Origin of the sequence: Streptomyces sp. NBC_00989 (genome assembly GCF_045162655.1) — a bacterium.
GTDB lineage: Bacteria > Actinomycetota > Actinomycetes > Streptomycetales > Streptomycetaceae > Streptomyces.
The window spans coordinates 2,003,717-2,028,990 of the sequence record NZ_CP108728.1 but is presented as its reverse complement, the minus strand read 5'-3'; the positions used below and the strand labels follow the sequence as shown (position 1 = coordinate 2,028,990).

Genomic DNA, 25,274 nt, shown 5'->3' with positions numbered 1-25,274 from the left:
TCGTCCCGGAATTCTTGCACGAGAGTGATGTATGCGCTTACAGGAAGCGCATACATCCGGAACGCTCAAGGAGGAGCAGTCCATGCGCCGTCCTGCCACCACCGCTTCGATCGCCCTCACCGTGGCCTCCGCGCTCACCCTCACCGCCTGCGGTGGTTCCGGTGGCGCGGAGGTGGCAGCCGACGCCAAACAGACCCTGACGGTCTGGGCGATGGGCACCGAGGGCGAGAAGCTCGCCGACGTCGCGAAGGCGTACGAGAAGACGCACACCAACATCACCGTCAAGGTGACCCCCGTCGGCTGGGACGTGGCCCACCAGAAGCTGGTCGCCGCCGCTGCCGCCGACAAGCTCCCCGACGTCGTCCAGATGGGCGGGACCTACCTCGGCGAGTTCGCCGACATGGGTGTCCTCGAACCGGTCGACACCAAGACGGCCAAGGAGGGCGACTTCTTCCCCGCCGCCTGGGACCAGGTGTCGTACGACGGGAAGGCGTACGGCGTCCCCTGGTACGTCGACACCCGCGTCCTCTACTACCGCACCGACCTCGCGGCCAAGGCCGGCCTCAAGACCGCCCCGGCGACCATGACCGAGTTGCAGAAAGCGGCCGAGGCGTACAAGGAGAAGGCCGGCACCAAGTGGGGGCTGTCCATCCAGCCGGGTGGTCTGGACACCGTGCAGAGCTTCTACCCGTTCCTGTACTCGGCGGGCGGTGAGCTGCTCACGCAGGACGACAAGCCCGTCATCGACAGCGCGGCGGCCGTCAAGGCGCTGGAGAACTACGGGAGTTACTTCGACAAGGGGCTCAGCGCCAAGTCGGTGCGGCCCGGCTACGACGTCACCAAGGACTTCAACACCGGCTCCGTGCCCATGTTCTTCGGCGGGCCGTGGATCATGTCCCTGCTCGACGACAACTACCCGGACCTGAAGGGCAAGTGGGCGATCGCGCCCGTGCCGTCCGACGCGTCCTCGGTGTCGATGGCCGGCGGGTCCAGTCTCGCGATCTCGGCGGACAGTGAACACAAGGCCGCCGCGAAGGAGTTCATCGCCTCCCTCACCAACGCCCAGGGCCAGGCCGACTGGTACGAGCGCACCCGTGACCTGCCCGCCAACAAGGCGGCCTGGGAGTCCGGTGACCTCGCCACCGACGCGAACCTGAAGATCTGGCGCAAGCAGCTGGAGAGCGCCAAGACCCCGCCGTCCGACCCGAAGCTCACGGAGATCACCTCCAAGGTCGACGCCGCCATCGAGCAGGTCACGCAGGGCCGTTCGTCCGCGAAGGACGCGCTGGGCAAGGCGCAGTCCCAGATCGAAGGGCTCGTGAGGTAACAGCGATGTCCCTGGTGACCGGATCGACCGCCGACAGCGCGGCCACGGGCCCGACCAAGCTTTCCAAGGCCCCTGTTGGGCCGACGCGAGGGCCGGGTCGCGGCCGTCCGCCGGGCCGGCACAACCTGCACGGCTGGCTGTTCTCCACGCCCTTCCTCGTGCTGTTCGGCCTGTTCATGCTCCTCCCGATCGTCGCGACGCTCCTGATGAGCTTCACCGACTTCGGGGCGCGCGACGTCACCCGCCCCTTCGAGGCGGAGTTCGTCGGCTTCGACAACTACACACGGCTCTTCGACGACGACGTCTTCCGCACGGCGCTCTTCAACACCGGCTACTTCGTGGTCGTCGGCGTCCCGCTGACCGTCGTACTGGGACTGCTCGTGGCCGTCCTGCTCAACAACGGCATCGACCGCGCCCGTACCTTCTTCCGCGTCGGCTTCTACGCCCCGGTCGTCACGACCATCGTCGCGGTCGCCGTCGTCTGGCGGTTCGTGCTCGACCCATCGGACGGGCTGGTCGCCGGTCTCGCCTCCGAACTCGGCCTGACCGCGCCGGACTTCCTCGGCTCCGAGACCTGGGCCATGCCCTCGCTGATCGCGATGGCGGTATGGCGGAACCTCGGCACCGTGATGGTCCTGTTCATCGCCGGACTACAGGCCATCCCCACCGAGGTCCGGGAGGCCGCGCGACTGGACGGCGCCGGCGCCTGGCAGGAACTGCGGCGCGTCACCGTGCCGTTGCTGCGGCCGACGATGCTCTACGCCACCGTCATCACCTCCATCGGCTACCTCAACGTGTTCGAGGAACCCTTCGTGATGACCCAGGGCGGCCCCTCCAACTCCACCATGACCGTCTCCCTGGACATGTACCAGGAGGGCTTCAACTTCTTCCACATGGGCTACGCGAGCGCCATGGCGTACGTCCTGTTCGTGGTGATCATGGGCATCACGGTGCTCCAGCTCCGACTGCTGAAGGACAACACCTCATGACCGCGCCCACGGCGACCGCCCCGACCCGCCGCGGCCCTGGCCGGGTCCGAGGACCCCTGCTGTACACGGTCGCCTCGCTGGGGCTGCTGGTCATGGCCGCACCCTTCCTGTGGATGGCGCTGTCCGCCTTCAAGACGAAGAAGGACCTCACGGCCAGCCCGCCGGTGTGGATCCCCAGCCACTGGACGCTCGCCAACTTCCGTGAGCTGCTGGACCAGTTGGACATGGCGCGGTACTTCATGAACTCGCTGATCGTGGCGGTGCTCGTGACCGTCTGCAATCTGCTGTTCTGCTCGATGCTCGGCTACGCCCTCGCCAAGCTTCAATTCACCGGCCGCTCCAAGGTGTTCGGCATCGTCCTGGCGGCCCTGATGGTGCCGGGCAACCTGCTCGTGCTGCCGTTGTACGTGCTGATGACCAAGCTGAACCTCATCGACACCTACGCCGGACTGGTCCTGCCCTTCGCCGCCGGGGCCTTCGGGGTCTTCCTCATGCGGCAGTTCATGCAGTCGATCCCCGACGAACTCCTCGAAGCGGCCCGCATCGACGGTGCCGGCGAGTGGTACATCTTCTGGCGCATCGTGCTGCCCCTGGTCAAGCCCGCCCTGGCGACCCTGACGATCTTCACCTTCCTCGGGTCCTGGAACAACTTCGTCTGGCCGCTGATCGCGACCAACGACCCCGGCAAGTACACGCTGCCGGTGGCCCTGGCGACGTTCGCCAACGATCCCAACCGCACGGTCGGCGGCGGGAACGGCATGTTGATGGCCGGCTCCCTGCTCGTCGTGCTGCCGGTGCTGCTCGTCTTCGCCGTACTGCAACGCCACTTCACCCAGGGCATCGCGACCGCCGGGCTCAAGTAGCCCGCCCCACAGGCCTGTTGGTCTCACACGCCGCTGGCCCCGCAAGTCCGCCCGCCCCCACCAGCAGAAAGACACGACGAACCATGAGTCACACTCCCACCCCGTTCCCCGACGGCTTCCTGTGGGGCGCCTCCACGGCCGCCCACCAGATCGAGGGGAACAACGTCAACAGTGACTGGTGGCGCAAGGAACACGACCCGGCGGCCGGCATCGAGGAGCCGAGCCTGGACGCCTGCGACAGCTACCACCGCTGGGAGCAGGACATGGACCTGCTCGCCCGACTCGGCTTCACCGACTACCGGTTCAGCGTCGAATGGGCCCGCATCGAACCCGTCCCGGGCACCTTCTCCCGTGCCGAGATCGCCCACTACCGCCGCATGGTGGACGGCGCTCTCGCGCGCGGCCTGCGCCCGATGGTGACCCTGCACCACTTCACGGTCCCGCAGTGGTTCGAGGACCTCGGCGGCTGGACCGCCGACGGCGCCGCCGACCTGTTCGCCCGCTATGCCGAGCGGTGCGCGCCGATCATCGCGGACGGCGTCCGCCACGTCTGCACCATCAACGAACCCAACATGATCGCCGTGATGGCGGGCGCCGCCAAGGCCGGTGACCAGGGCTTCCCGCCCGCCGGACTGCCCACCCCGGACGAGGAGACCACCCACGCGGTGATCGCCGCCCACCGGGCCGCGGTCAAGGCGGTGCGGGCGATCGACCCCGCCATCCAGGTCGGCTGGACCATCGCCAACCAGGTCTACCAGGCGCTGCCCGGTGCCGAGGACGTCACCGCCGCCTACCGCCACCCCCGCGAGGACGTCTTCATCGAGGCCGCCCGCGACGACGACTGGATCGGCGTCCAGTCCTACACCCGCACCAGGATCGGCGCCGACGGCCCGATCCCCGCGCCCGAGGACGCCGAACGCACCCTCACGCAATGGGAGTTCTACCCGGAGGCCGTCGGTCACGCCCTGCGTCACACCGCCGGCATCGTCGGCCCCGGCGTTCCGCTGATCGTCACCGAGAACGGCATCGCCACCGCCGACGACCATCGCCGTATCGACTACTACGCGGGTGCCCTGGACGCGGTCGCCGCGGCCCTCGACGACGGCCTGAACATCGCCGGCTACCTCGCCTGGAGCGCCCTCGACAACTACGAATGGGGCTCCTACCGGCCGACGTTCGGCCTGATCGCCGTGGACCCGGTCACCTTCGCCCGCACCGCCAAGCCGTCCGCCGACTGGCTCGGCGCCCTGGGCCGAACCCGCGAACTGCCGCGCACGGCAAACCTGAACGCATAGCCCACCCCAAGTCCCGGGAGCCGACGGGCCCCTGACATCCCGTCGGCTCCCGCCCCGCCGCCGTCCCGCACGGGACACGACGGCACACGCACCCCTTCCCTTGCCCGTCCCGCCCGCATTCCCCTGGGAGTTGGACCCGCATGAACCGTCGTACGTTCCTCACCACCGCCACGGCGGGAGCCGCCGCCCTCACAGCCGCGACACCCCTCGTCTCCGCGTCGGCGTCGACCCGCGGCCGCCCCGCCCCCGCGAGCGCGCCGCTGCGGACCTGGTTCGAGGCGACCTACCGCTCGATAACCGCGATGACCACCGAACTCGGCCTGACCGCCGACACGGTGGATGTCTCCGGCACCGGCACCCCCGTGCCCTCGACCCAGACCTCACCGACCAACATCGGCTGCGGCCTGTGGTCGACCGTCGCCGCCGCCGGCCTCGCGGTGATCTCCGGGTCCGTCATGCACCAGCGGCTGTCCCGCACCCTCGCGGCGGTCGAGAAGCTGGAGCGCGCGCACGGCTTCTGGTTCAACTGGTACGACGCGTACGACGGTTCGGTCCTCACCGGCTGGCCCGGGACGGGCGACCCGGTGCGCCCCTTCCTCTCCACCGTCGACAACGCCTGGCTGGTCACCGGACTGAAGATCGCCGCCGACGCCGACCCGGAACTGCGTCCGCGCGTCGCCCGACTCCTCGCCGACGCCGACTGGTCGTACTACTACACCCCCTACGACCCGGCCGACCCGGTCGCCGGACCCGGTCAACTGCGCGGCGGCTTCTGGCCGGACAAGCCCGGCAAGGGCGAACCCACCGGCCACCACTACGGCGCCCTCAACACCGAACCGAGGATGGCCAGTTACCTCGGCATAGCCGACAACTCGCTGCCCACCGAGCACTACTGGCACCTGTTCCGCACCCTGCTCCCCGGCATGGGACAGGAACAGGAACCCGAGGGCTCCTACGTCACGATCGACGGCGTACGGGTGTGGGAGGGCCACTACACCTACCGCGGCCGCAAGCTCGTCCCCACCTGGGGCGGCTCGATGTTCGAGGCGCTGATGGTCCCGCTGTTCGTGCCCGAGGCCGCCTGGTCGCCGAACTCGTGGGGCACCACCCACCAGCGCTACGTGCGCAGCCAGATCGAACACGGCCTGGACGAGGAGAAGTACGGCTACTGGGGCTTCTCGCCGGCCAACATCCCCGAGGGCGGCTACCGCGAGTACGGCGTGGACGCGATCGGCATGCAGGAGGACGGCTACAACTCCCTCGGCGTCGTCACCCCGCACGCCTCCTTCCTCGCCCTGCCGTACGCCGCGCCCGAGGCCCTCGCGAACCTCACCGCACTGGCCCGGGACTTCGGGGCCTACGACGACCGCTACGGCTTCCGCGACTCCGTCGACACCGCGAACGGCCGCGTCAGCGACCACGTCCTCGCTCTCGACCAGGGCATGATCGCCGCCGCACTCGCCCAGCACCTGCGCCCGGGCCTCCTCCAGCAACCCTTCCGCACGGCCGGCTTCCGCTCCCGGGTCCGGCCCCTCCTCGGCAAGGAGCGCTTCAGCATCTGAGGAACGCGGGGTCCACCCGGTCCCGCGCGGGACCGGGGCCGGGAAACAGTACGGAAACCTGGGCCTCCAAGTTGCGTGGCGCGCAACCTAGTGCGTATAGCGGTACTCGTATTAGCATGCCTCGCGTATCTACGGCGCGAGCGAGACGAGAGATCATGGCTCCCCTGCAATACGACTTCGTCATCGTCGGCGGTGGATCCGCCGGCAGCGCACTGGCGAACCGGCTCTCCGCGGACCCGGCCAACCAGGTGCTGGTCCTGGAGGCCGGCCGGCCCGACTACCCGTGGGACGTCTTCATCCACATGCCGGCCGCGCTGACCTACCCGATCGGCAGCCGGTTCTACGACTGGAAGTACGAGTCCGAACCCGAACCGCACATGGGCGACCGGCGCGTCTACCACGCGCGCGGCAAGGTGCTGGGCGGCTCCAGCAGCATCAACGGCATGATCTTCCAGCGCGGCAACCCCATGGACTACGAGCGCTGGGCCGCCGACGCCGGCATGGAGAGCTGGGACTACGCGCACTGTCTGCCGTACTTCCGGCGGATGGAGAACTGCCTCGCGGCCGAGCCCGACGACGAGTTCCGCGGCCACGACGGCCCGCTCGTCCTCGAACGCGGGCCCGCCTCCAACCCGTTGTTCGGCGCGTTCCTCGACGCCGTGCAGGAAGCGGGATATCCGCGCACCGACGACGTCAACGGCTATCAGCAGGAGGGCTTCGCGCCCTTCGACCGCAACGTCAGCCGGGGGCGCCGACTGTCCGCTTCCAAGGCGTACTTGAAGCCGGTGCGGAAGCGGCCCAACCTCACCGTCACCACCCGCGCGATGGTCACCCGCGTCCTCTTCGAGGGCAAGAAGGCCGTCGGCGTCGAGTACAAGCACCGCGGCAGGCTCCACCAGGTGCGCGCCCGCGAGGTCGTCCTGTGCGGCGGCGCGATCAACTCCCCCCAGCTGCTTCAGCTTTCGGGCATCGGCAACGCGGAGGAGCTGACCGCGCTCGGCATCGACGTCGTCCACGACCTGCCGGGCGTCGGCGAGAACATGCAGGACCACCTGGAGGTGTACATCCAGTACGCCTGCAAGCAACCCGTCTCCATGCAGCCGTACATGGCGAAGTGGCGCGCCCCCTTCATCGGCCTCCAGTGGCTCTTCCGCAAGGGCCCCGCCGCCACCAACCACTTCGAGGCCGGCGGCTTCGCCCGCAGCAACGAGGACGTCGACTACCCCAACCTGATGTTCCACTTCCTGCCGATCGCGGTCCGCTACGACGGCTCGTCGCCGGCCGGCGGCCACGGCTACCAGGTGCACGTCGGGCCCATGTACTCCGACGCGATCGGCTCGGTGAAGATCAAGAGCAAGGATCCGCTGGAGCACCCCGCGCTGCGCTTCAACTACCTGTCCACCGAACAGGACCGGCGGGAGTGGGTCGAGTCGGTCCGGGTCGCCCGCAAGCTCCTCAACCAGCCCGCGCTCGCCCCGTACAACGACGGGGAGATCTCGCCCGGGCCGTCCGTGGAGAGCGACGAGGAGATCCTCGCGTGGGTGGCCAAGGAGGGCGAGACCGCTCTGCATCCCTCCTGCACCTGCAAGATGGGCACGGACGACATGGCCGTCGTCGATCCCGGCACCATGCGGGTGCACGGGGTGGAGGGGCTGCGGGTCGTGGACGCGTCGGTGATGCCGTACGTGACCAATGGCAACATCTACGCGCCGGTGATGATGATCGCCGAGAAGGCGGCCGATCTGATTCTGGGCAAGGAGCCGCTCGCTCCGTCCTCGGCGGTGTACTACCGGCACCGCGACGCCCAGAAGCAGGCCGGGTAGGGCGTGTTGGGCGGCGACGGTCTCAAGACGCTGCTGTCTAACGTCCGTTACGAGGTGCTGCCCGCGAAGGCGACCGAGGAGAAGGTCCTCGCCCATGTACCGCGCGATGTCGTCGTCACCGTGACGGCGTCGCCGGTCAAGGGCCTGGAACCGACCCTCGACCTCGTCGGACGGCTGGCGGCGCACGGCTACCGCGTGGTCCCGCACGTGCCGGCACGGCTGCTGCGGGACGACGCGCATCTCAAGGACATCGTGGACCGGCTCCGGGAGACGGGCGTCGACGACGTCTTCGTACCCGCCGGAGACGCGGATCCGCCTGCTGGGGCCTACGACGGGGCCCTGCCGGTGCTGCGCCGGCTCAGCGAGCTGGGCAGCCCCTTCGCCCGCGTCGGCATCACCGGCTACCCCGAGAGCCACCCCCTCATCCACGACGACCTCACCATCCAGGCCATGTGGGACAAGCGCACGCACGCCACGTACATCGTGAGCAACCTGTGCTTCGACGCGCGCGTGCTGGGCGAGTGGGTCGGGCGGATCCGGCGGCGTGACGTCGCCCTGCCGTTGTACGTGGGCGTCGCGGGGCCTGTACAGCGGGCGAAACTGCTGGCCATGGCGACGAAGATCGGAGTGGGGGAGTCGACCCGCTTCCTCACGAAGCACGCGTCCTGGTTTCTACGGTTCGCCGCGCCCGGGGGTTACTCGCCCGACCGGTTGCTCGACCGTAGCGCGGGGGCGCTCGCCGGGCCGGCGGCGGGGGTGGCGGGCCTGCACGTGTTCACGTTCAACCAGCTTGCGGAGACCGAACGGTGGCGCTGCGCTGCGCTTGAGCGGTTGGGCGCCTAGGGGCGTCTCCTGGGGCGCGGTCGGCTGCGGCGGGCGTTGCCGGGGGCTCCGCCCCCAGACCCCCGCATCGGCCCTGAACGGGCCTCGTCCTCAAACGCCGGACGGGCTGATATAGCCGGCCTGGGTTCCAAGTTGCCGCAGACGGCCGGGTGTTGTGGCCCCGTGTTTCGAGTCGCCGGGGACGGCTGGGTGCTGCGGACGCGCGTTTCAAGCTGCCACGACGGCTGGACGATACCGGCGCGCGTCTCGAGTCGCCGCAGACGGTTGGATTCGCCGGCCGCGTTCCAAGTCGCTGTCGACGGGCTGATGTGTGCGCGCCCGCGTTCCGAGTCACCATGGACGGGCTGATGTGCGCGCCCGCGCTCCGCGATGCAGCGGGTTGGGCTGTTGTGTGCGTCCGCGTTCCATGTCGCCGCGGGACAGGCTGATGTGTGCGTGCCCGCGTTCCAAGTCGCCCCCGACAGGCTGCCGTCGCCGTGCTGCGCCCCAAGTGCCGCCGCCGGGGGCCGTATGCGGCGCTCATCCGCACCCGCCGACCCTAGCCCGCCCTCACTCCCACTCTCACCGCAACTCCACCGCACGATCAGCCTGCCTGTGCCCCAAGTGCCGCTGCCAGAAGCCGTATACAGCCCGCACCCGCACCCGCACCCGCACCCGCCGCACCCGCACCCTCACCCACGGCCGGGCTCACCCCCCACCCTCACCGAAACACCACCGTCCGATTCCCGTACACCATCACCCTGCTCTCGCTGTGCCACTTCACCGCGTGCGCCAGCACCTGCGCCTCCACGTCCCGCCCGACCGTCACCAGCTCATCCGGGTCCAGCGAGTGGTCCACCCGCACCACGTCCTGGTCGATGATCTGGCCCTCGTCCAGTTCGGGGGTCACATAGTGCGCCGTGGCGCCCACGAGCTTGACGCCGCGGTCGTACGCCTGCTGGTAGGGGCGGGCGCCCTTGAAGCTGGGGAGGAAGGAGTGGTGGATGTTGATGGCGTGGCCCTCGAGCTGCTTGCAGAGGTCGTCGGAGAGGATCTGCATGTAGCGGGCCAGTACCACCAGGTCGATGTCCAGGTCGCGTACGAGCTCCAGCACGCGTGCCTCCGCGTCGGCCTTCGTGTCCTTGGTGACCGGGATGTGGTGGAAGGGGATGCCGTACGTCTCGGCGAGGCCCTCGAAGTCGCGGTGGTTGGAGACGATCGCGGGGATCTCGATGTTGAGGGCACCAGTGCGCTGGCGGAACAGCAGGTCGTTCAGGCAGTGGCCGAACTTGGAGACCATGAGCAGGGTCCGGGTGGGGGTGGAGGCGTCCCGGAGGGTCCAGGAGATGCGGTACGCCTCGGCGACCGGGCCGAATCGGTAACGCAGAGTTTTCAGGTCGGCGTTTGGATCGGAAACGTCGAAGTGGACCCTCATGAAGAAGCGGTCCTGGAGTCGATCATCGAATTGCTGGCTCTCCAGGATGTTGCCGGAGTTCCGCACGAGAAAGCCGCTCACGGCATGGACCAGTCCGGCGCTGTCCGGACACGAGAGGGTGAGGACGAATTCGCGGCCGGGGTGCGGTCGAGGGGACATGGATGGCCTCCGTCGGTGCGTAACAGTGGTGCGTATTGCACAACGTGGTGAGCGATACGCAACATGGTTGGGCCGCGCGCCGCTCGCGGTCAAGAGGCGGCCACGCAATGGGCCGCATGGCGAAATCGTCATCTGCCAACCCCTTGACGTATGTCTGCACATTCGCCAGGGTGTTCCACCACAAGCAATACGGTGCACGATGCGCAACGAAATTCGCTCGAAGGGCTCCACACGTGGCAGACCTGTATGTGGACGGAGAATGGCGCGACGCGGTGGCCGGCGGTCACCGTGACATCCGCTGTCCCGCCGACGGCACGCTCACCGCGACCGTGTCCGAGGGAACGCGTCCCGACACCGAGGCCGCGATCGCCGCCGCCCGCCGCGCCTTCGACGAAGGGCCGTGGCCGCGCACCCCCGAGCGGGAGCGCGGTGCGCTGTTGCTGCGCACCGCCGATCTCATCGAGCGCGACGCCAAGGAGTTCGCCCGCGCCGAGTCGCTGGACTCCGGCAAGCGGCTGGTGGAGAGCGAGTACGACATCGCCGATGTCGTCTCTTGTTTCCGTTACTACGGCGGGATCGGCGGGACCGACGCCGGGCGGGTCATCGACACCGGGCGCGACGACGCCGTAAGTCGGGTCGTCTACGAGCCCGTTGGGGTGTGCGGGTTGATCACGCCCTGGAACTACCCGCTGTTGCAGGCCAGTTGGAAGGTCGCTCCAGCGCTCCTCGCCGGGAACACGGTCGTTCTCAAACCGAGTGAGCTGACTCCCTCCACCTCCATCCTGCTGATGCGCGCGCTGGAGGAGGCGGGACTGCCCGCCGGTGCCGCCAATCTCGTGCTCGGTACCGGGCCCGAGGTGGGTGCGCCGCTCTCCGAGGATCCCGCCGTCGACATGGTCTCCTTCACCGGGGGACTGGAGACCGGCAAACGCATCATGGCCACCGCCGCCGCGACCGTGAAAAAGGTGGCGCTGGAGCTGGGCGGCAAGAACCCCAACGTCATCTTCGCCGACGCCGACTTCGAGACGGCCGTGGACTTCGCGCTCACGGCCGTCTTCCTGCACTCGGGCCAAGTCTGCTCGGCCGGCGCCCGGTTGATCGTCGAGGACTCGCTGCACGACCGTTTCGTGGACGAAGTGGTGCGGCGCGCGCGGCAGATCAGGCTCGGCGGGCCCTTCGATCCCGAGGCCGAGACCGGGGCGCTGATCTCCGCGCAGCACCTGGAGAAGGTCGAGGCGTATGTCGCGGCCGGGATCGCCGAGGGGGCCGTGCTGCGGTGCGGTGGTGAGCGGCCTTCCGAACTCGCCCTCGCCGACGGGCACTTCTACCCGCCGACCGTGCTCGACGCGTGCACGCAGGACATGCGGGTGGTGCACGAGGAGTCCTTCGGGCCGGTGCTGACCGTCGAGCGCTTCACCGACGAGGACGACGCCGTACGTATCGCCAACGACACCGAGTTCGGACTCGCCGGTGCCGTCTGGACCCAGGACGCGGGGAAGGCCCAGCGGGTCGCCCGGCGGCTGCGGCACGGCACGGTGTGGATCAACGACTACCACCCCTATGTGCCGCAAGCGGAATGGGGTGGCTTCGGACACTCGGGCGTGGGCCGGGAGTTGGGACCGACCGGCCTGGACGAGTACCGAGAGCCCAAGCACATCTGGCAGAACATCCAACCCCGGCCGCAGCACTGGTTCCGCGGCTGAACGCCGAAAAGAGGTCGATCGTGACCCCAGCACAGACCGAGGTGCCGCAGCGGCGCGGCACGCCCCAGGACTCGGGCCCCACCCCGGTCATATCCGTGCGCAAGCTGTGGAAGGTGTTCGGGCCGAAGGCCGAGCAGGTACCCGATTCCGAGGAACTGTGCGGGCTGACGCGCCGTGAGCTGATGGACCGCACCGGCTGCACGGCCGCCGTACGCGATGTGAACTTCGAGGTCTCGCCCGGCGAGGTCTTCGTCGTCATGGGGCTGTCCGGCTCCGGGAAGTCCACCCTGGTGCGATGTCTGACCCGGCTGATCGAACCGACCTCCGGTGAGATCGTCTTCGAGGGCGAGGACATCCGGGACGCGGACGCCAAGCGGCTGCGCGAGCTGCGGCGCCGTAAGTTCTCCATGGTCTTCCAGCACTTCGGGCTGCTGCCGCACCGCAGGGTCGTCGACAACGTGTCGTTCGGCCTGGAGATCCGCGGCATGAGCAAGGCCGAGCGCACCAAACGGGCCCTGGAAGTCGTCGAGTTGGTCGGCCTCTCCGGGTACGAGAACTCCTACCCCGACCAGCTCTCCGGCGGTATGCAGCAACGCGTCGGTCTCGCCCGGGCGTTGGCCGGCGACCCGGACGTACTCCTCTTCGACGAACCGTTCTCCGCGCTCGACCCGCTGATCCGCCGTGACATGCAGAACGAGGTCATCCGGCTGCACCACGAGGTCGGCAAGACCATGGTGTTCATCACCCACGACCTGTCCGAGGCCCTCAAGCTGGGCGACCGCATCCTCATCATGCGCGACGGTAAGATGGTGCAGTGCGGGACCGGGGACGAGCTGGTCGGCGCTCCCGCCGACGACTACGTACGCGAGTTCGTGAAGGACGTGCCCCGCGGTGACGTCCTCACCCTGCGCTGGATCATGCGTCCCGCCGTGGACGGAGACGCCCTGGACGGGCCCGAGTTGGGGCCGGACGTCGTCGTACGGGAAGCCACCCGGGCCGTGCTCGCGGCCGACAAGCCCGTCAAGGTCGTCGAGAACGGCAAGCTGCTCGGCATCGTCGGCGACGAGGAGATCCTCGCGGTCGTCGCCGGGCAGGAAGGCGACGCGTGATGACCGTCGCCGTGGAGAAACCGGAGAAGACGGAGCGGGTCGCCGAAGCCCCTCCCACGGTCCCCGCCGTGCGCAGGGTGACCCGGCCCATGATGGTGGGCGCCATCCTGGTCGTGTGGCTCGTGCTGTTCGCCGTGCTGCGCGGCAAGCAGACGCTGACCCTCGCGGCGGCCGATCTCACCGGGCTGCACCGCTGGTTCAACGACCTCAACGACTCGGTCGGCGCCAACCGCAACTCCAACCCGCTGTTCCTGTACTTCTTCAACGAGATCCGCCTGGTCATCGACAACCTGGTGACCTTCGTCCAGGACCTGATCTCGCAGCCGAGCGGCGACCGCCCGCTGCCGCAGATCGGCTGGCTCGGTGTCGTCGGCACCGTCGGCTTCGTGTCCTGGGCCGTGGGCAACTGGCGGGTCGCGCTCCTCGCCATGGCCGGCTTCGCCTTCTTCGGGCTGCAGGGGCTGTGGCAGGAGAGCATGGACACCCTGGCGCTCACCCTCTCCGCGGTCTTCGTGGCGCTGCTGTTCGCGATCCCGCTGGGGGTGTGGGCGGGGCTGTCCGACCGGGTCAACCGGATCATGACGCCCTTCCTGGACTTCATGCAGACGATGCCGACCTTCGTCTACCTGGCACCGCTGACCCTGATCTTCCTCATCGGCCCGGCCTCCGCCGTCATCGCCACGGTGATCTACGCGGCACCGCCCGCGATCCGCATCACCGCGCACGGCATCCGCTCCGTACCGGAGACCACCGTGGAAGCGGCTGACTCCATGGGGTCGACGCGATGGCAGTCGCTGCTCAAGGTGCTGCTGCCGATGGCCAAGCGGACCGTGGTGATGGGTGTCAACCAGACCATCATGGCCGCCCTCGCGATGGTCACCATCGCGGCCCTGATCGACGCACCCGGCCTCGGCAAGACCGTCATGCAGGCCCTCCAGTCGCTCGACGTCGGTACGGCCTTCAACGCGGGCCTCGCCATCGTCGTCATGGCGATCGTGTTGGACCGGGTCACCACCGCGTCCAGCACACGCGCGGAACAGGCCCGGAATTCCAGCGGCCGGTTCCTCAAGTGGCGCCGCCCGCTGCTCGGTTCGGGCGCGGTGGGCGTCGTAGTGCTCCTCTATCTGTCGCACACCTACCTCTGGGCGGCGCAGTTCCCCGGCGACGGCACCGCGGGCACTCATATCGCCAACGCGGCTGACAGCGTGACGACTTGGGCGCAGGACAACCTCTCCGGCATCACCAACGCCTTCCGGGACGCGATCACCAACGGACTGCTCAACCCGTTCCAGTCGCTGCTCACCGACTCCCCGTGGTGGCTCGTCGGCGCCGCGCTCGTCGGGATCGGCGTGGTGGTCGGCGGCTGGCGCTCCGGGGTCACAACTGCCGTCTGTGTGGGGCTGCTTGTCGGCACGGGTGTGTGGTCGGACGCCATGACGACACTCGCCTCGACCGTCGTGGCGACCGTGCTGGTGATGCTGTTCGGCATCGCCTTCGGCGTGTGGATGGGGCGCAGCGCGATGGTGGACCGGCTGTTGCGGCCGACGTTGGACGCGGCGCAGGTCATGCCGCCGTTCGTCTATCTCGTGCCGTTCCTCGCGCTGTTCGGCGCGACCCGCTTCACCGCGATCGTCGCCGCCGTCGTGTACGCCGTACCGGTCGCCATCAAGATCACCGCCGACGGGGTGCGGGCCGTTCCCGAGACCACCGTCGAGGCGGCCACCGCGGCCGGGTGCAACACCTGGCAGATCATCACCAAGGTTCAACTCCCGATGGCACGTAGCGCTTTGACCCTCGCGACCAACCAGGGCCTGATCTACGTGCTGTCGATGGTTGTTGTGGGCGGCCTGGTGGGAGCCGGCGCCCTCGGCTACGACGTCGTGGCCGGATTCTCGCAGGGCGAGCTGTACGGCAAGGGGCTGGCGGCGGGGCTCGCCATCGTCCTGCTCGGAGTCATGTTCGACCGGATCACTCAGGCGGCCGCGCGCCGAACCAGCGCTTAAAGGAGCACGACACCATGGCAAGACACTGGCGAACCGGCGCGGCCGGCCTGGCCGTCCTCGGCCTCACCCTCACCGCCTGCGGCGGGGCGAAGGTCGGCGACACGTCCTCGGACTCGGGCAGCAGCTCGGGCAGCTCGGCCAAGTGCGGGACCTTCAACCTCGCGGTCAACCCGTGGGTGGGCTACGAGGCGGACGCGGCGGTCGTCGCGTACGTCGCGCAGCACCAACTCGGCTGTACGGTCGACAAGAAGGACCTGAAAGAGGAGATCGCCTGGCAGGGCTTCGGCACCGGCGAGGTCGATGCCGTCCTGGAGAACTGGGGCCACGACGACCTCAAGAAGAAGTACATCACCGGCCAGAAGACCGCCGTGGAGGCCGGCCAGACCGGCAACAAAGGCATCATCGGCTGGTACGTACCGCCGTGGCTCGCGAAAGCCCACCCCGACATCCTCAACTACAAGAACCTGAACAAGTACGCGTCCAAGTTCAAGACCTCCGAGTCGGGCGGCAAGGGCCAACTCCTCGACGGGGACCCGTCGTACGTCACCAACGACGCCGCGCTCGTGAAGAACCTGAAGCTCGACTTCAAGGTGGTGTACGCGGGCAGCGAGACCGCGCTCATCCAGGCCTTCCGTACCGCCGAGAAGAACAAGCAGTGGGTGATCGGCTACTTCTACGAGCCGCAGTGGTTCCTCTCCGAGGTCGCGCTGAAGAAGGTGTCGCTGCCCGCGTACACGACGGGCTGTGACGCGGACGCGGCGAAGATCGCCTGCGACTATCCCGTGTACGACCTCGACAAGATCGTCAGCGCGAAGTTCGCCAAGTCGGGCAGTCCCGCCTACAACCTGGTGAAGAACTTCAACTGGACGAACGAGGACCAGAACACCGTGGCCAAGTACATAGCGCAGGACAAGCTGTCCGACGACGCCGCGGCGAAGAAGTGGGTCGACGCCAACCAGGCCAAGGTCGACGCCTGGCTCAAGTAGCCCTGACGGGAACGTGGTTGGACCTGCCCGGTGGGCGGTGCGCGAGGGTGCGCACCGCCCACCGGGCATCGCTGTGTGTCGGCGTGTTCAGGCCGGTGTTTCGGGCTGTTTTCCGACGTCACGGACCCCTTGACACCCACTCCTCGCGCCGGGCACATTGAGTTGCGCAACCTGAAGCATGTTGCGCAGACAGCAACCGGATTGCTTTCTAGCCGGAGGTGCGGCGATGGCGGGACCCCGAGTGGTCATCATCGGAGCGGGCGTCGTGGGGGCGGCGCTCGCGGACGAGATCTCCGCGCGAGGCTGGACCGAAGTGACCGTGGTCGACCAGGGCCCGCTGCCCGCCACCGGGGGCTCGTCCTCGCACGCCCCGGGACTGGTCTTCCAGACCAACTCCTCGAAGACCATGACCGAGTTGGCGCGCTACACGGTCGAGAAGTTCTGCTCCCTCGACGTCGACGGCAAGCCCTGCTTCCTCCAGGTCGGCGGCCTCGAAGTGGCCACCACCCCCGAACGTGTCGCCGAACTCCACCGCCGCCACGGCTGGATCACCGCCTGGGGTGTGGAGGCCCGGCTGCTGAGCGCCGAGGAGTGCGTGCAGCAGCACCCCCTCGTCAACCCCGACAAGGTCCTCGGCGGCCTCCTGGTCCCCACCGACGGCCTCGCGAAAGCCGTCCTCGCCGTCGAGGCGCAGATCCGCCGGGCCACCGAACGCGGCGTGACCTTCCTCGCCCGCCACGAAGTCCTCGACGTCCAGCGGGCCGACGGCCGCGTCACCGGCGTCCTCACCGACCAGGGCGAGATCCCCGCCGACATCGTCGTGTGCTGCGCCGGCATCTGGGGCCCGAAGATCGCCCGCATGGTCGGCATGAACCTCCCGCTGACCCCGCTCGGCCACCAACTCGCCTGGACCGGTCCAGTACCCGCCCTCGCCGGCCAGACCGAGGAGGCCGTCCGCCCGATCCTGCGCCACCAGGACGCCGACCTCTACTACCGCGACCGCTACGACGCCATCGGCATCGGCTACTACGGCCACCGCCCGATGCCCATCTCGGCTGACGACATCCTCTCGGTCGGCGAGGCCGACGACATGCCCTCCGTCCTCAAGTTCACCGAGGACGACTTCGCGCCCGCCTGGACCGAAACACAGTCACTGCTCCCCGCGACGAAGGACGCGAAGGTCGAAGAGGGCATCAACGGCCTCTTCTCCTTCACCACCGACAACTTCCCCCTCCTCGGCGAGTCCCCGGACGTCAAGGGCTTCTGGGTCGCCGAGGCGGTCTGGGTCACGCACTCGGCGGGCGTCGGCCGCGCGATGGCCGAATGGCTGGTCGACGGCCACTGCTCGTCCTTCGACCTCCACGAGTGCGACGTCAACCGCTTCGAACAGCACCAACTCGCCCCGGAATACGTCCTGGCCCGCGACTGCCAGAACTTCGTCGAGGTGTACGACATCCTCCACCCCCTCCAGCCGTCCGGTGAGCCGCGCCCGATCCGCACCAGCCCCTTCCACACCCGCCAGCAGGAACACGGCGCGGTCTTCCTGGAGGCGAACGGCTGGGAGCGCCCGCAGTGGTACGAGGCCAACTCGGCCCTTCTGGAAGGCCGTTCGATCCCCACCCCGAACGACTGGGCGGCACAGTACTGGTCGCCCATCGTCGGCGCCGAGGCACAGGCCACGCGCGAGACCGTCGCGATGTACGACATGACGGCCCTCAAACGCCTGGAGGTGACCGGCCCCGGCTCCGCCGACTTCCTGGAGGGCCTGGTCACCGGCAAGGTCGCCAAGTCCGTCGGCTCGGTCACGTACACCCTCCTCCTCGACCACGACGGCGGCATCCGCAGCGACATCACCGTCGCCCGCCTGGCCCGCGGCCGCTTCCAGGTCGGCGCCAACGGCAACCTGGACCTCGACTGGTTCACCCGCCACCTCCCGGCCGATGGAACGGTCCAGGTCCGCGACATCACCCCCGGCACCTGCTGCATCGGCCTGTGGGGCCCCCTGGCCCGCAAGGTCCTCCAACCCCTGACGGACGAGGACTTCACGAACGAGGGCCTCAAATACTTCCGCGCCAAGCAGGCCTATGTTGGAACGGTCCCGGTCACCGCCATGCGACTCTCCTACGTCGGCGAACTCGGCTGGGAGCTGTACACCACCGCCGACCAGGGCCAGAAACTCTGGGACACCCTGTGGCAGGCGGCCAAGCCCCTCGGCGGTGTCATCGCCGGGCGCGGCGCCTTCAACAGCCTCCGCCTGGAGAAGGGTTACCGCTCCTTCGGCACCGACATGACCTACGAGCACGACCCCTACGAGGCCGGCGTCGGCTTCGCCGTCAAGCTCGACAAGGGCGACTTCATCGGCAAGACGGCACTGGAACGCCGAAAGGCCGACGTACAAAGGAAGTTGACCTGCCTGACCATCGACGACCCGCACTCCGTCGTCATGGGCAAGGAGCCGGTCTACGACGGCGAGCGTGCCGTCGGCTACGTCACCAGCGCCGCCTACGGCTACACGATCGGCAAGGGCATTGCCTACGCCTGGCTCCCGGCCGAACTCGCCACCCTCGGCACCCAGTTGCACATCGGCTACTTCGACGAGCGCGTCGAGGCCGTCGTCGCCGAGGAGCCGCTGTTCGACCCGACGATGTCCCGCCTCCGCGGCTAGCCGGAAGGACGCGAACGCTCCATGAACGCGCTGAACACCCCCTTGGCGGAACTGGATCCCGAGGTCCACGCCGCGCTCCGCGCCGAACTGCACCGCCAGCAGTCCACGTTGGAGATGATCGCCTCCGAAAACTTCGCGCCGTCCGCCGTACTGGAGGCGCAGGGCTCGGTCCTCACCAACAAGTACGCGGAGGGCTACCCCGGACGCCGCTACTACGGCGGCTGCGAACACGTCGACGTCACCGAGCGGTTGGCGATCGAGCGGGTCAAGTCCCTGTTCGGCGCGGGCTTCGCGAACGTCCAGCCGCACTCGGGCGCACAGGCCAACACGGCGGTGTTCTTCGCCCTGTTGAAGCCCGGTGACACGATCCTCGGCCTCGACCTCGCCCACGGCGGACACCTCACCCACGGCATGCGCCTCAACTACAGCGGCAAGATGCTGAACGTGGTGCCGTACCACGTCTCCGAGACCGACAACCTGGTCGACATGGACGAGGTGGAGCAACTCGCCAAGGAACACCGCCCCAAGATGATCATCGCGGGCTGGTCGGCGTATCCACGGCAGTTGGACTTCGCCGCGTTCCGCCGGATCGCCGACGAGGTGGGCGCCCTGCTGATGGTCGACATGGCGCACTTCGCGGGCCTGGTGGCCGCAGGCCTGCACCCCAACCCGGTCCCACACGCACACGTGACCACGACGACGACGCACAAGACCCTCGGCGGCCCGCGCGGCGGAGTCATCCTCACCAACGAGGCCGACCTCGCCAAGAAGATCAACTCGGCGGTGTTCCCCGGGATGCAGGGCGGCCCGCTGGAGCATGTCATCGCCGCGAAGGCGGTGTCGTTCAAGGTCGCCGCGTCTCCGGAGTTCGCCGAACGCCAGGCCCGCACACTCGCCGGCTCCCGCATCCTCGCGGAGCGCCTCACCCGAGCCGACGTGGCCGCGACCGGCGTGAAGGTCCTCACCGGCGGTACGGACGTGCACCTGGTCCTGGTAGACCTGCGCGACTCGGAGTTGGACGGCAGGCAGGCGGAAGACCTGCTCCACGAGATCGGCATCACGGTCAACCGCAACGCCGTGCCCTTCGACCCGCGCCCGCCCATGGTCACGTCCGGGCTGCGCATCGGCACCCCGGCGCTGGCCACGCGCGGCTTCACGGAGGAGGACTTCGCCGAGGTCTCCGACGTGATCGCGCTGGCCCTCCAACCGGCCCCGGACACGGGGGCGTTGAGGGCCCGCACAGAAGCCCTCGCCGCGAAGCACCCGCTCTACCCGCACCTGTCCGAGGAGGACGCCCCCCGATGACCCCCCGCACCCCGGGCGCAGACCTCCCCGAACACCCGGACTGGCTCTGGCGCACACCGGAGCCGAAACGCTCGTACGACGTCGTCATCGTGGGCGGCGGCGGCCACGGCCTGGCGACCGCCCACTACTTGGCGAAGAACCACGGCATCACCAACGTCGCGGTGCTGGAGAAGGGCTGGCTGGCGGGCGGCAACATGGCCCGCAACACCACGATCATCCGTTCCAACTACCTGTGGGACGAGAGCGCCGGCATCTACGAGCACGCGCTCAAACTCTGGGAGGGCCTGGAGGAGGAGCTGGACTACCCGATCCTCTTCTCCCAGCGCGGGGTCCTGAACCTCGCCCACAGCTTCCAGGACGTCCGCGACAGCGTGCGCCGGGTCGAGGCGAACCGTCTCAACGGCGTGGACGCGGAGTGGCTCGACGAACGGCAGGTCAAAGAGGTCTGCCCGATCGTCAACGTCTCTCCGGACGTGCGGTATCCGGTGATGGGCGGCACCTACCAACCACGCGCCGGTATCGCCAAACACGACCACGTGGCCTGGGGCCTGGCCCGCTCTGCGGACGCCGCCGGCATCGACATCATCCAGAACTGCGAGGTCACGGGCCTCGACATGGTCGACGGCAGGGTGGTGGGCGTACAGACCACACTCGGCCCGATAGCGGCGGGCAAGGTGGCACTCTGCTCGGCAGGCCACACGTCGGTGTTGGCAGCGATGGCGGGCATCCAACTCCCGCTCCAGAGCCACCCGTTGCAGGCCTTGGTGTCGGAGTTGCTGGAACCGGTCCACCCCACGGTGGTCATGTCCAACGCGGTCCACGTGTACGTGAGCCAGGCGCACAAGGGCGAGTTGGTGATGGGCGCGGGCATCGACTCGTACAACTCGTACACCCAGCGTGGAGCGTTCCACATCATCGAGGAACAGATGTCCGCGGCCCTGGAACTCTTCCCGGTCTTCGCCCGAGCCCATGTGCTGCGCACCTGGGGCGGCATCGTGGACGTAACCCCGGACGCGTCACCGATCGTAGGCCTGAGTCCCGTGGACAACCTGTACCTCAACTGCGGCTGGGGAACCGGCGGTTTCAAGGCAACCCCGGGCGTCGGCTGGGTCTACGCCCACACCATCGCCCACGACACCCCTCACCACCTCAACGCCCCCTTCTCGCTCGACCGTTTCACCACCGGCGCGCTCGTCGACGAGCACGGCGCCGCCGCGGTGGCCCACTAGGGAGCCCAACCATGCTGCTGATCCCCTGCCCCTGGTGCGGGCCCCGCGACGAAGCCGAGTTCCACTACGGCGGCCAGGCCCACGTCGCCTACCCGGAGACCCCCGCTGAACTGACCGACGAGGAGTGGGCGCGCTACCTGTTCTTCCGCGACAACCCGAAGGGCCCCTTCGCGGAGCGGTGGAACCACGCGGCGGGCTGCCGCCGCTGGTTCAACGCGGTACGGAACACGGCGACGAACGAGATCCTGGGGGTGTACCGGGCGGGGGAGCCGCGGCCAACGCCGAGTGGGAGGGAGGCGGTTGCCGATTCGACGGTGCCATCTCAGCCACGTCCTCAGCCACGTCCGACCGCACCCGTCCATCCGGCCACTGTTCAGCGCGGGCCCGCAATGTCAGCCCGTCCGGCGTTTGAGGACGAGGCCCTCTCGGGGCCGACGGGGGTCCAGGGGGCGGAGCCCCCTGGGAACGGGGCCGAAGGGGCAGAGCCCCTGGAGGACGGGACGGGTAGGGGCGGCGGGGGCGCCGCATCCATCAGCGGCTCTGCCGCGGGCCATCCGTTCCGCCACCCCACCCGCGGCCGAATCCACCGAGACACCCCCCTCACCTTCACCTTCGACGGCACCGAATACCAGGGTTACAAAGGCGACACCCTCGCCTCCGCCCTCCTCGCCAACGGAGTCATCCAAACCGGCACCAGCATCAAACTCGGCCGCCCCCGAGGCATCTTCACGGCCGGCGTCGAGGAACCCAACGCCGTCATCCAGATCGAGGCCCCCTTCCCCGAGCCGATGCTCCCGGCAACGACCGTCGAGCTGTACGACGGCCTCGTCGCGACCAGCCTCCCCGGCCAGGGCCGCTTGGCCACCGAACCGGACCCCGCCCGCTACGACGCGGTCCACGCCCACTGCGACCTGCTCGTCGTAGGCGCAGGCCCAGCCGGTCTCGCGGCCGCCGCAGCCGCCGTCCGCACCGGAGCCCGGGTAATCCTCGCCGACGACCGCCCCGACCTGGGTGGAAGCCTCCTGGACACGGCTCAACTCCTGGACTGGGTGGCCGAGTTGAGCGAGGAGCTCACCACGGCACCCGACGTACGCGTACTCCGCCGCACCACCGTCTTCGGCCACTACGACGACAACCACCTCCTCGCCGTGGAACGCCGCACCAACCACCTCGGCGCGGAAGCCCCCGCCCACGTCTCCCGGGAACGCGTCTGGCGCATCCGCGCCCGCCGCGTCGTCCTCGCAACAGGCGCGCACGAGCGCTCACTCGCCTTCGCGGACAACGACCGCCCCGGCGTGATGCTCGCCGCCTCGTCCCGCGCCTACGTCAATCGCTACGGCGTCCTCCCCGGCCGTAGTGCCGTCGTCTTCACCACCAACGACACGGCGTACGCAGCCGCGTTGGACCTGGCGGCGGCAGGCGTGGAGGTCGCGGCGATCGTGGACACCCGCCCGTCGGAGCCGGAGGAGTGGGCGAGCCGGGCCCGCGAGGCAGGCATCGAGGTGCTGACCGGACACGCAGTCGTCGGTACCGAGGGCGCCCCACGCCTGACCGCCGTGACGGTCGCCCCGTACGGCGAAACCACGGGCACGACAAGGCGGTTCGCCGCCGATCTCCTCCTGGTCTCCGGTGGCTGGAACCCGGTCGCCCACCTCTTCAGCCAGGCAGGTGGCAGACTCCGCTACGACGACACCCTCGGCACCTTCGTCCCCGACACCTGCCGCCAGCTGGTCGAGGTCGCGGGCAGCGCGAACGGTGAATTCGACCTGGCCGGAGCCCTGTTGCAGGGCGCAGCCGCGGGGGCCCGAGCGACAGAGGCCGAGGGCTACACGGCCGAACCGCCTTCCCTGCCCCAGGTGACCAGCGAACCGCACACCCCCGCCATGCACGTCTTCCACGTCCCGGGCGCCACCGACGCCCCCCACTTCGTGGACCTCCAACGAGACGTCACCGTCGCCGACTTGACCCGCGCCACCGCCGCCGGCCTCAACTCGGTCGAACACACCAAGCGCTACACGACGGCCGGTACGGCCAACGACCAGGGGAAGACCTCGGGCATCCTGGCGAGCGGCGTGGTCGCCGAACTCCTGGGCGTGGACGTGTCGTCGCTCGGCACGACGACCTTCCGCCCGCCGTACACGCCCGTCTCCTTCGCCACCCTCGCCGGCCGCGACCGGGGCGCCCTGCACGACCCCATCCGTACGACCGCGCTGCACGACTGGCACGTCATGCAGGGCGCGCTGTTCGAGAACGTCGGCCAGTGGAAGCGGCCTTGGTACTACCCGCGCGACGGCGAGGACATGGAGAGCGCCGTCCTGCGCGAGTGCGCGGCGGCCCGTGAGGGCGTCGCGTTCATGGACGGTTCCACCCTCGGCAAGATCGACGTACAGGGCCCGGACGCACCGGTCTTCCTCGACCGGCTCTACACGAACATGATGAGCAACCTGAAGGTCGGCATGATCCGTTACGGCGTCATGTGCCGCCCGGACGGCATGGTCTTCGACGACGGTACGGCCATCCGCCTCGCACCGGACCGCTACCTGGTCACCACGACCACGGGCAACGCGGCCGCCGTACTGGACTGGATGGAGGAGTGGCACCAGACCGAGTGGCCCGAACTCCGCGTCCACTGCGCCTCGGTGACCGAACAGTGGGCCACCGTCGCCCTGGTCGGCCCCCGCTCCCGCGAGGTGCTCGGCGCACTCGCACCCCAACTGGCAGTCGGCAACGACGACTTCCCGTTCATGGCCTGGCGGGACACCACCGTCGCCGGCATCGAGGCCAGGGTCTGCCGGATCAGCTTCTCCGGCGAACTCGCCTACGAGATCAACGTGTCACCGTGGGAGGCCCTCGCCCTGTGGGAGGCGCTGTACGAGGCCGGCGCCCCCTTCGGCATCACCCCCTACGGCACGGAGACCATGCACGTCCTGCGCGCCGAGAAGGGCTACCCGATCATCGGCCAGGACACCGACGGCACCGTAACGCCCCAGGATCTCGGCATGAGTTGGGCGGTCTCGAAGAAGAAGCCCGACTTCATCGGCAAGCGTTCCTACGCCCGCGCCGACGCCGTCCGCCCCGACCGCAAACACCTCGTCGGTCTCCTCCCCGAGGACCCCGCCGCCTTCCTCCCCGAGGGCACCCAGCTGATCGCGGACAGCGTGCTCCCGGCCCCGCCCGTCCCGATGCTCGGCCACGTCACCTCCAGCTACCGCAGTGCCGCCCTCGGCCGCACCTTCGCCCTCGCCCTGATCAAGGGCGGCCGTGACCGCATCGGCGAACGCCTCTACGCCCCCGTGGGCGACCGGTTGATCCCGGTCACCGTCGCAAGCCCCGTCCTCTACGACCCCGAGGGAGCCCGCCGCGATGGCTGACACCGCCCTTTCCGTCCCGCGCCGCAGCCCCCTCACCGGTGCCGCCGACCGACTGGCGGACACGACCCGCTCCTCCGGCGGCGCGATCCGGCTGGCCGAACTCCCCTTCCTGGCCCAGGTGAACCTCCGGCTCGACGCGAAGGGCGCGGCGGCGGACGCCGTAGGCCTCGCGCTCGGCCTGTCCCTGCCCCTTGAGCCCAACACGGTGGTGCGGGCAGGGGAGTTGACCGTGCTGTGGCTCGGCCCGGACGAGTGGCTCGTGGTCGGACCGCCGGACATCCAGCGGGACGTGGAGCACCGGATCCGTGCTGCGGCCGGTGACGAACACGTCGCCGTCACCGATGTCTCGGCCCAGCGCACCACCCTCCTCGTCTCCGGCGCCCGCGCCCGCGACCTGCTGGCCCACGGGTGCCCGCTGGACCTGCACCCGCGAGCCTTCGGTCCCGGACGCTGCGCCCAGACCACCCTGGCCCGCGCCCAGGTCGTCCTGGTCGCCCGGGACGAACCCGGCGCGGGGTTCTGGGTGTTGGTCCGTTCGTCTTTCGCCGGGTATCTGACGGACTGGCTGCTGGACGCGGCCGCCGAGTACGTGCGGAACGTCTGAACCGGCGTGACGCCGAAGGCCGTT

17 protein-coding genes are annotated in these 25,274 nt (G+C 69.1%); 16 read left to right on the top strand and 1 reads right to left on the bottom strand.

Annotation, left to right across the window (positions count from 1 at the left end; translation table 11 throughout):
• Nucleotides 1-82: 82 nt before the first annotated feature.
• The 7 genes from OG714_RS08785 (at nt 83) to OG714_RS08755 (ending at nt 8,702) form a co-directional block, all read left to right on the top strand.
• Nucleotides 83-1,327, top strand: coding sequence for a sugar ABC transporter substrate-binding protein (locus OG714_RS08785; RefSeq protein WP_406119758.1), 1,245 nt, complete (start codon nt 83-85; stop codon nt 1,325-1,327).
• A gap of 5 nt (nt 1,328-1,332) precedes the next feature.
• On the top strand, nt 1,333-2,316 hold the full coding sequence (locus tag OG714_RS08780; protein ID WP_406119757.1) for a carbohydrate ABC transporter permease: 984 nt from the start codon (nt 1,333-1,335) through the stop codon (nt 2,314-2,316).
• Nucleotides 2,313-3,179, top strand: a complete 867-nt coding sequence (locus tag OG714_RS08775) for a carbohydrate ABC transporter permease (RefSeq protein ID WP_406119756.1) — start codon at nt 2,313-2,315, stop codon at nt 3,177-3,179. Before OG714_RS08780 ends, OG714_RS08775 begins: the two co-directional genes overlap by 4 nt.
• 83 nt (nt 3,180-3,262) lie before the next feature.
• Nucleotides 3,263-4,474, top strand: a complete 1,212-nt coding sequence (locus OG714_RS08770) for a glycoside hydrolase family 1 protein (RefSeq protein WP_406119755.1) — start codon at nt 3,263-3,265, stop codon at nt 4,472-4,474.
• Between the two features lie 140 nt (nt 4,475-4,614).
• On the top strand, nt 4,615-6,036 hold the full coding sequence (locus OG714_RS08765) for a glucoamylase family protein (protein WP_406119754.1): 1,422 nt from the start codon (nt 4,615-4,617) through the stop codon (nt 6,034-6,036).
• Nucleotides 6,037-6,191: 155 nt separating this feature from the next.
• Nucleotides 6,192-7,859 (top strand): choline dehydrogenase, encoded by a 1,668-nt coding sequence (gene betA, locus OG714_RS08760; protein ID WP_406119753.1) that lies wholly within the window; start codon nt 6,192-6,194, stop codon nt 7,857-7,859.
• A gap of 6 nt (nt 7,860-7,865) precedes the next feature.
• The gene (locus tag OG714_RS08755; RefSeq protein ID WP_406131757.1) at nt 7,866-8,702 is read left to right on the top strand and encodes a 5,10-methylenetetrahydrofolate reductase; all 837 of its coding nucleotides are present in this window, start codon (nt 7,866-7,868) and stop codon (nt 8,700-8,702) included.
• Nucleotides 8,703-9,402: 700 nt separating this feature from the next.
• On the opposite strand, the gene purU is transcribed toward OG714_RS08755, so the two are convergent.
• Nucleotides 9,403-10,275, bottom strand: a complete 873-nt coding sequence (purU, locus tag OG714_RS08750) for a formyltetrahydrofolate deformylase (protein ID WP_406119752.1) — start codon at nt 10,273-10,275, stop codon at nt 9,403-9,405.
• A 233-nt stretch (nt 10,276-10,508) separates the two neighbouring features.
• On the opposite strand from purU, the gene OG714_RS08745 reads away from it, so the two are divergent.
• The 9 genes from OG714_RS08745 to OG714_RS08705 all read left to right on the top strand — a co-directional run bounded on the left by OG714_RS08745 (nt 10,509) and on the right by OG714_RS08705 (nt 25,250).
• Nucleotides 10,509-11,978 carry an aldehyde dehydrogenase family protein gene (locus OG714_RS08745; RefSeq protein ID WP_406119751.1) on the top strand — a complete coding sequence of 490 codons (1,470 nt, stop codon included), beginning with the start codon at nt 10,509-10,511 and terminating at the stop codon, nt 11,976-11,978.
• A 20-nt stretch (nt 11,979-11,998) separates the two neighbouring features.
• Nucleotides 11,999-13,087, top strand: coding sequence for a glycine betaine/L-proline ABC transporter ATP-binding protein (locus OG714_RS08740; protein WP_406119750.1), 1,089 nt, complete (start codon nt 11,999-12,001; stop codon nt 13,085-13,087).
• Nucleotides 13,087-15,090 (top strand): ABC transporter permease, encoded by a 2,004-nt coding sequence (locus tag OG714_RS08735; protein ID WP_406119749.1) that lies wholly within the window; start codon nt 13,087-13,089, stop codon nt 15,088-15,090. The genes OG714_RS08740 and OG714_RS08735 overlap by 1 nt, the downstream gene beginning before the upstream one ends.
• Nucleotides 15,091-15,104: 14 nt before the next feature.
• Nucleotides 15,105-16,076 (top strand): ABC transporter substrate-binding protein, encoded by a 972-nt coding sequence (locus OG714_RS08730; protein WP_406119748.1) that lies wholly within the window; start codon nt 15,105-15,107, stop codon nt 16,074-16,076.
• A 226-nt stretch (nt 16,077-16,302) separates the two neighbouring features.
• Nucleotides 16,303-18,741 carry an FAD-dependent oxidoreductase gene (locus OG714_RS08725; protein WP_406119747.1) on the top strand — a complete coding sequence of 813 codons (2,439 nt, stop codon included), beginning with the start codon at nt 16,303-16,305 and terminating at the stop codon, nt 18,739-18,741.
• A gap of 21 nt (nt 18,742-18,762) precedes the next feature.
• The gene (gene glyA / locus OG714_RS08720; protein WP_406119746.1) at nt 18,763-20,046 is read left to right on the top strand and encodes a serine hydroxymethyltransferase; all 1,284 of its coding nucleotides are present in this window, start codon (nt 18,763-18,765) and stop codon (nt 20,044-20,046) included.
• Nucleotides 20,043-21,275, top strand: coding sequence for a sarcosine oxidase subunit beta family protein (locus OG714_RS08715; RefSeq protein ID WP_406119745.1), 1,233 nt, complete (start codon nt 20,043-20,045; stop codon nt 21,273-21,275). Before glyA ends, OG714_RS08715 begins: the two co-directional genes overlap by 4 nt.
• 11 nt (nt 21,276-21,286) lie before the next feature.
• A complete protein-coding gene (locus OG714_RS08710) occupies nt 21,287-24,646 on the top strand; it encodes a sarcosine oxidase subunit alpha family protein (RefSeq protein WP_406119744.1) in 3,360 nt (1,119 codons plus the stop codon).
• Nucleotides 24,639-25,250, top strand: a complete 612-nt coding sequence (locus OG714_RS08705; protein ID WP_406119743.1) for a sarcosine oxidase subunit gamma — start codon at nt 24,639-24,641, stop codon at nt 25,248-25,250. The genes OG714_RS08710 and OG714_RS08705 overlap by 8 nt, the downstream gene beginning before the upstream one ends.
• Nucleotides 25,251-25,274 lie beyond the last annotated feature (24 nt).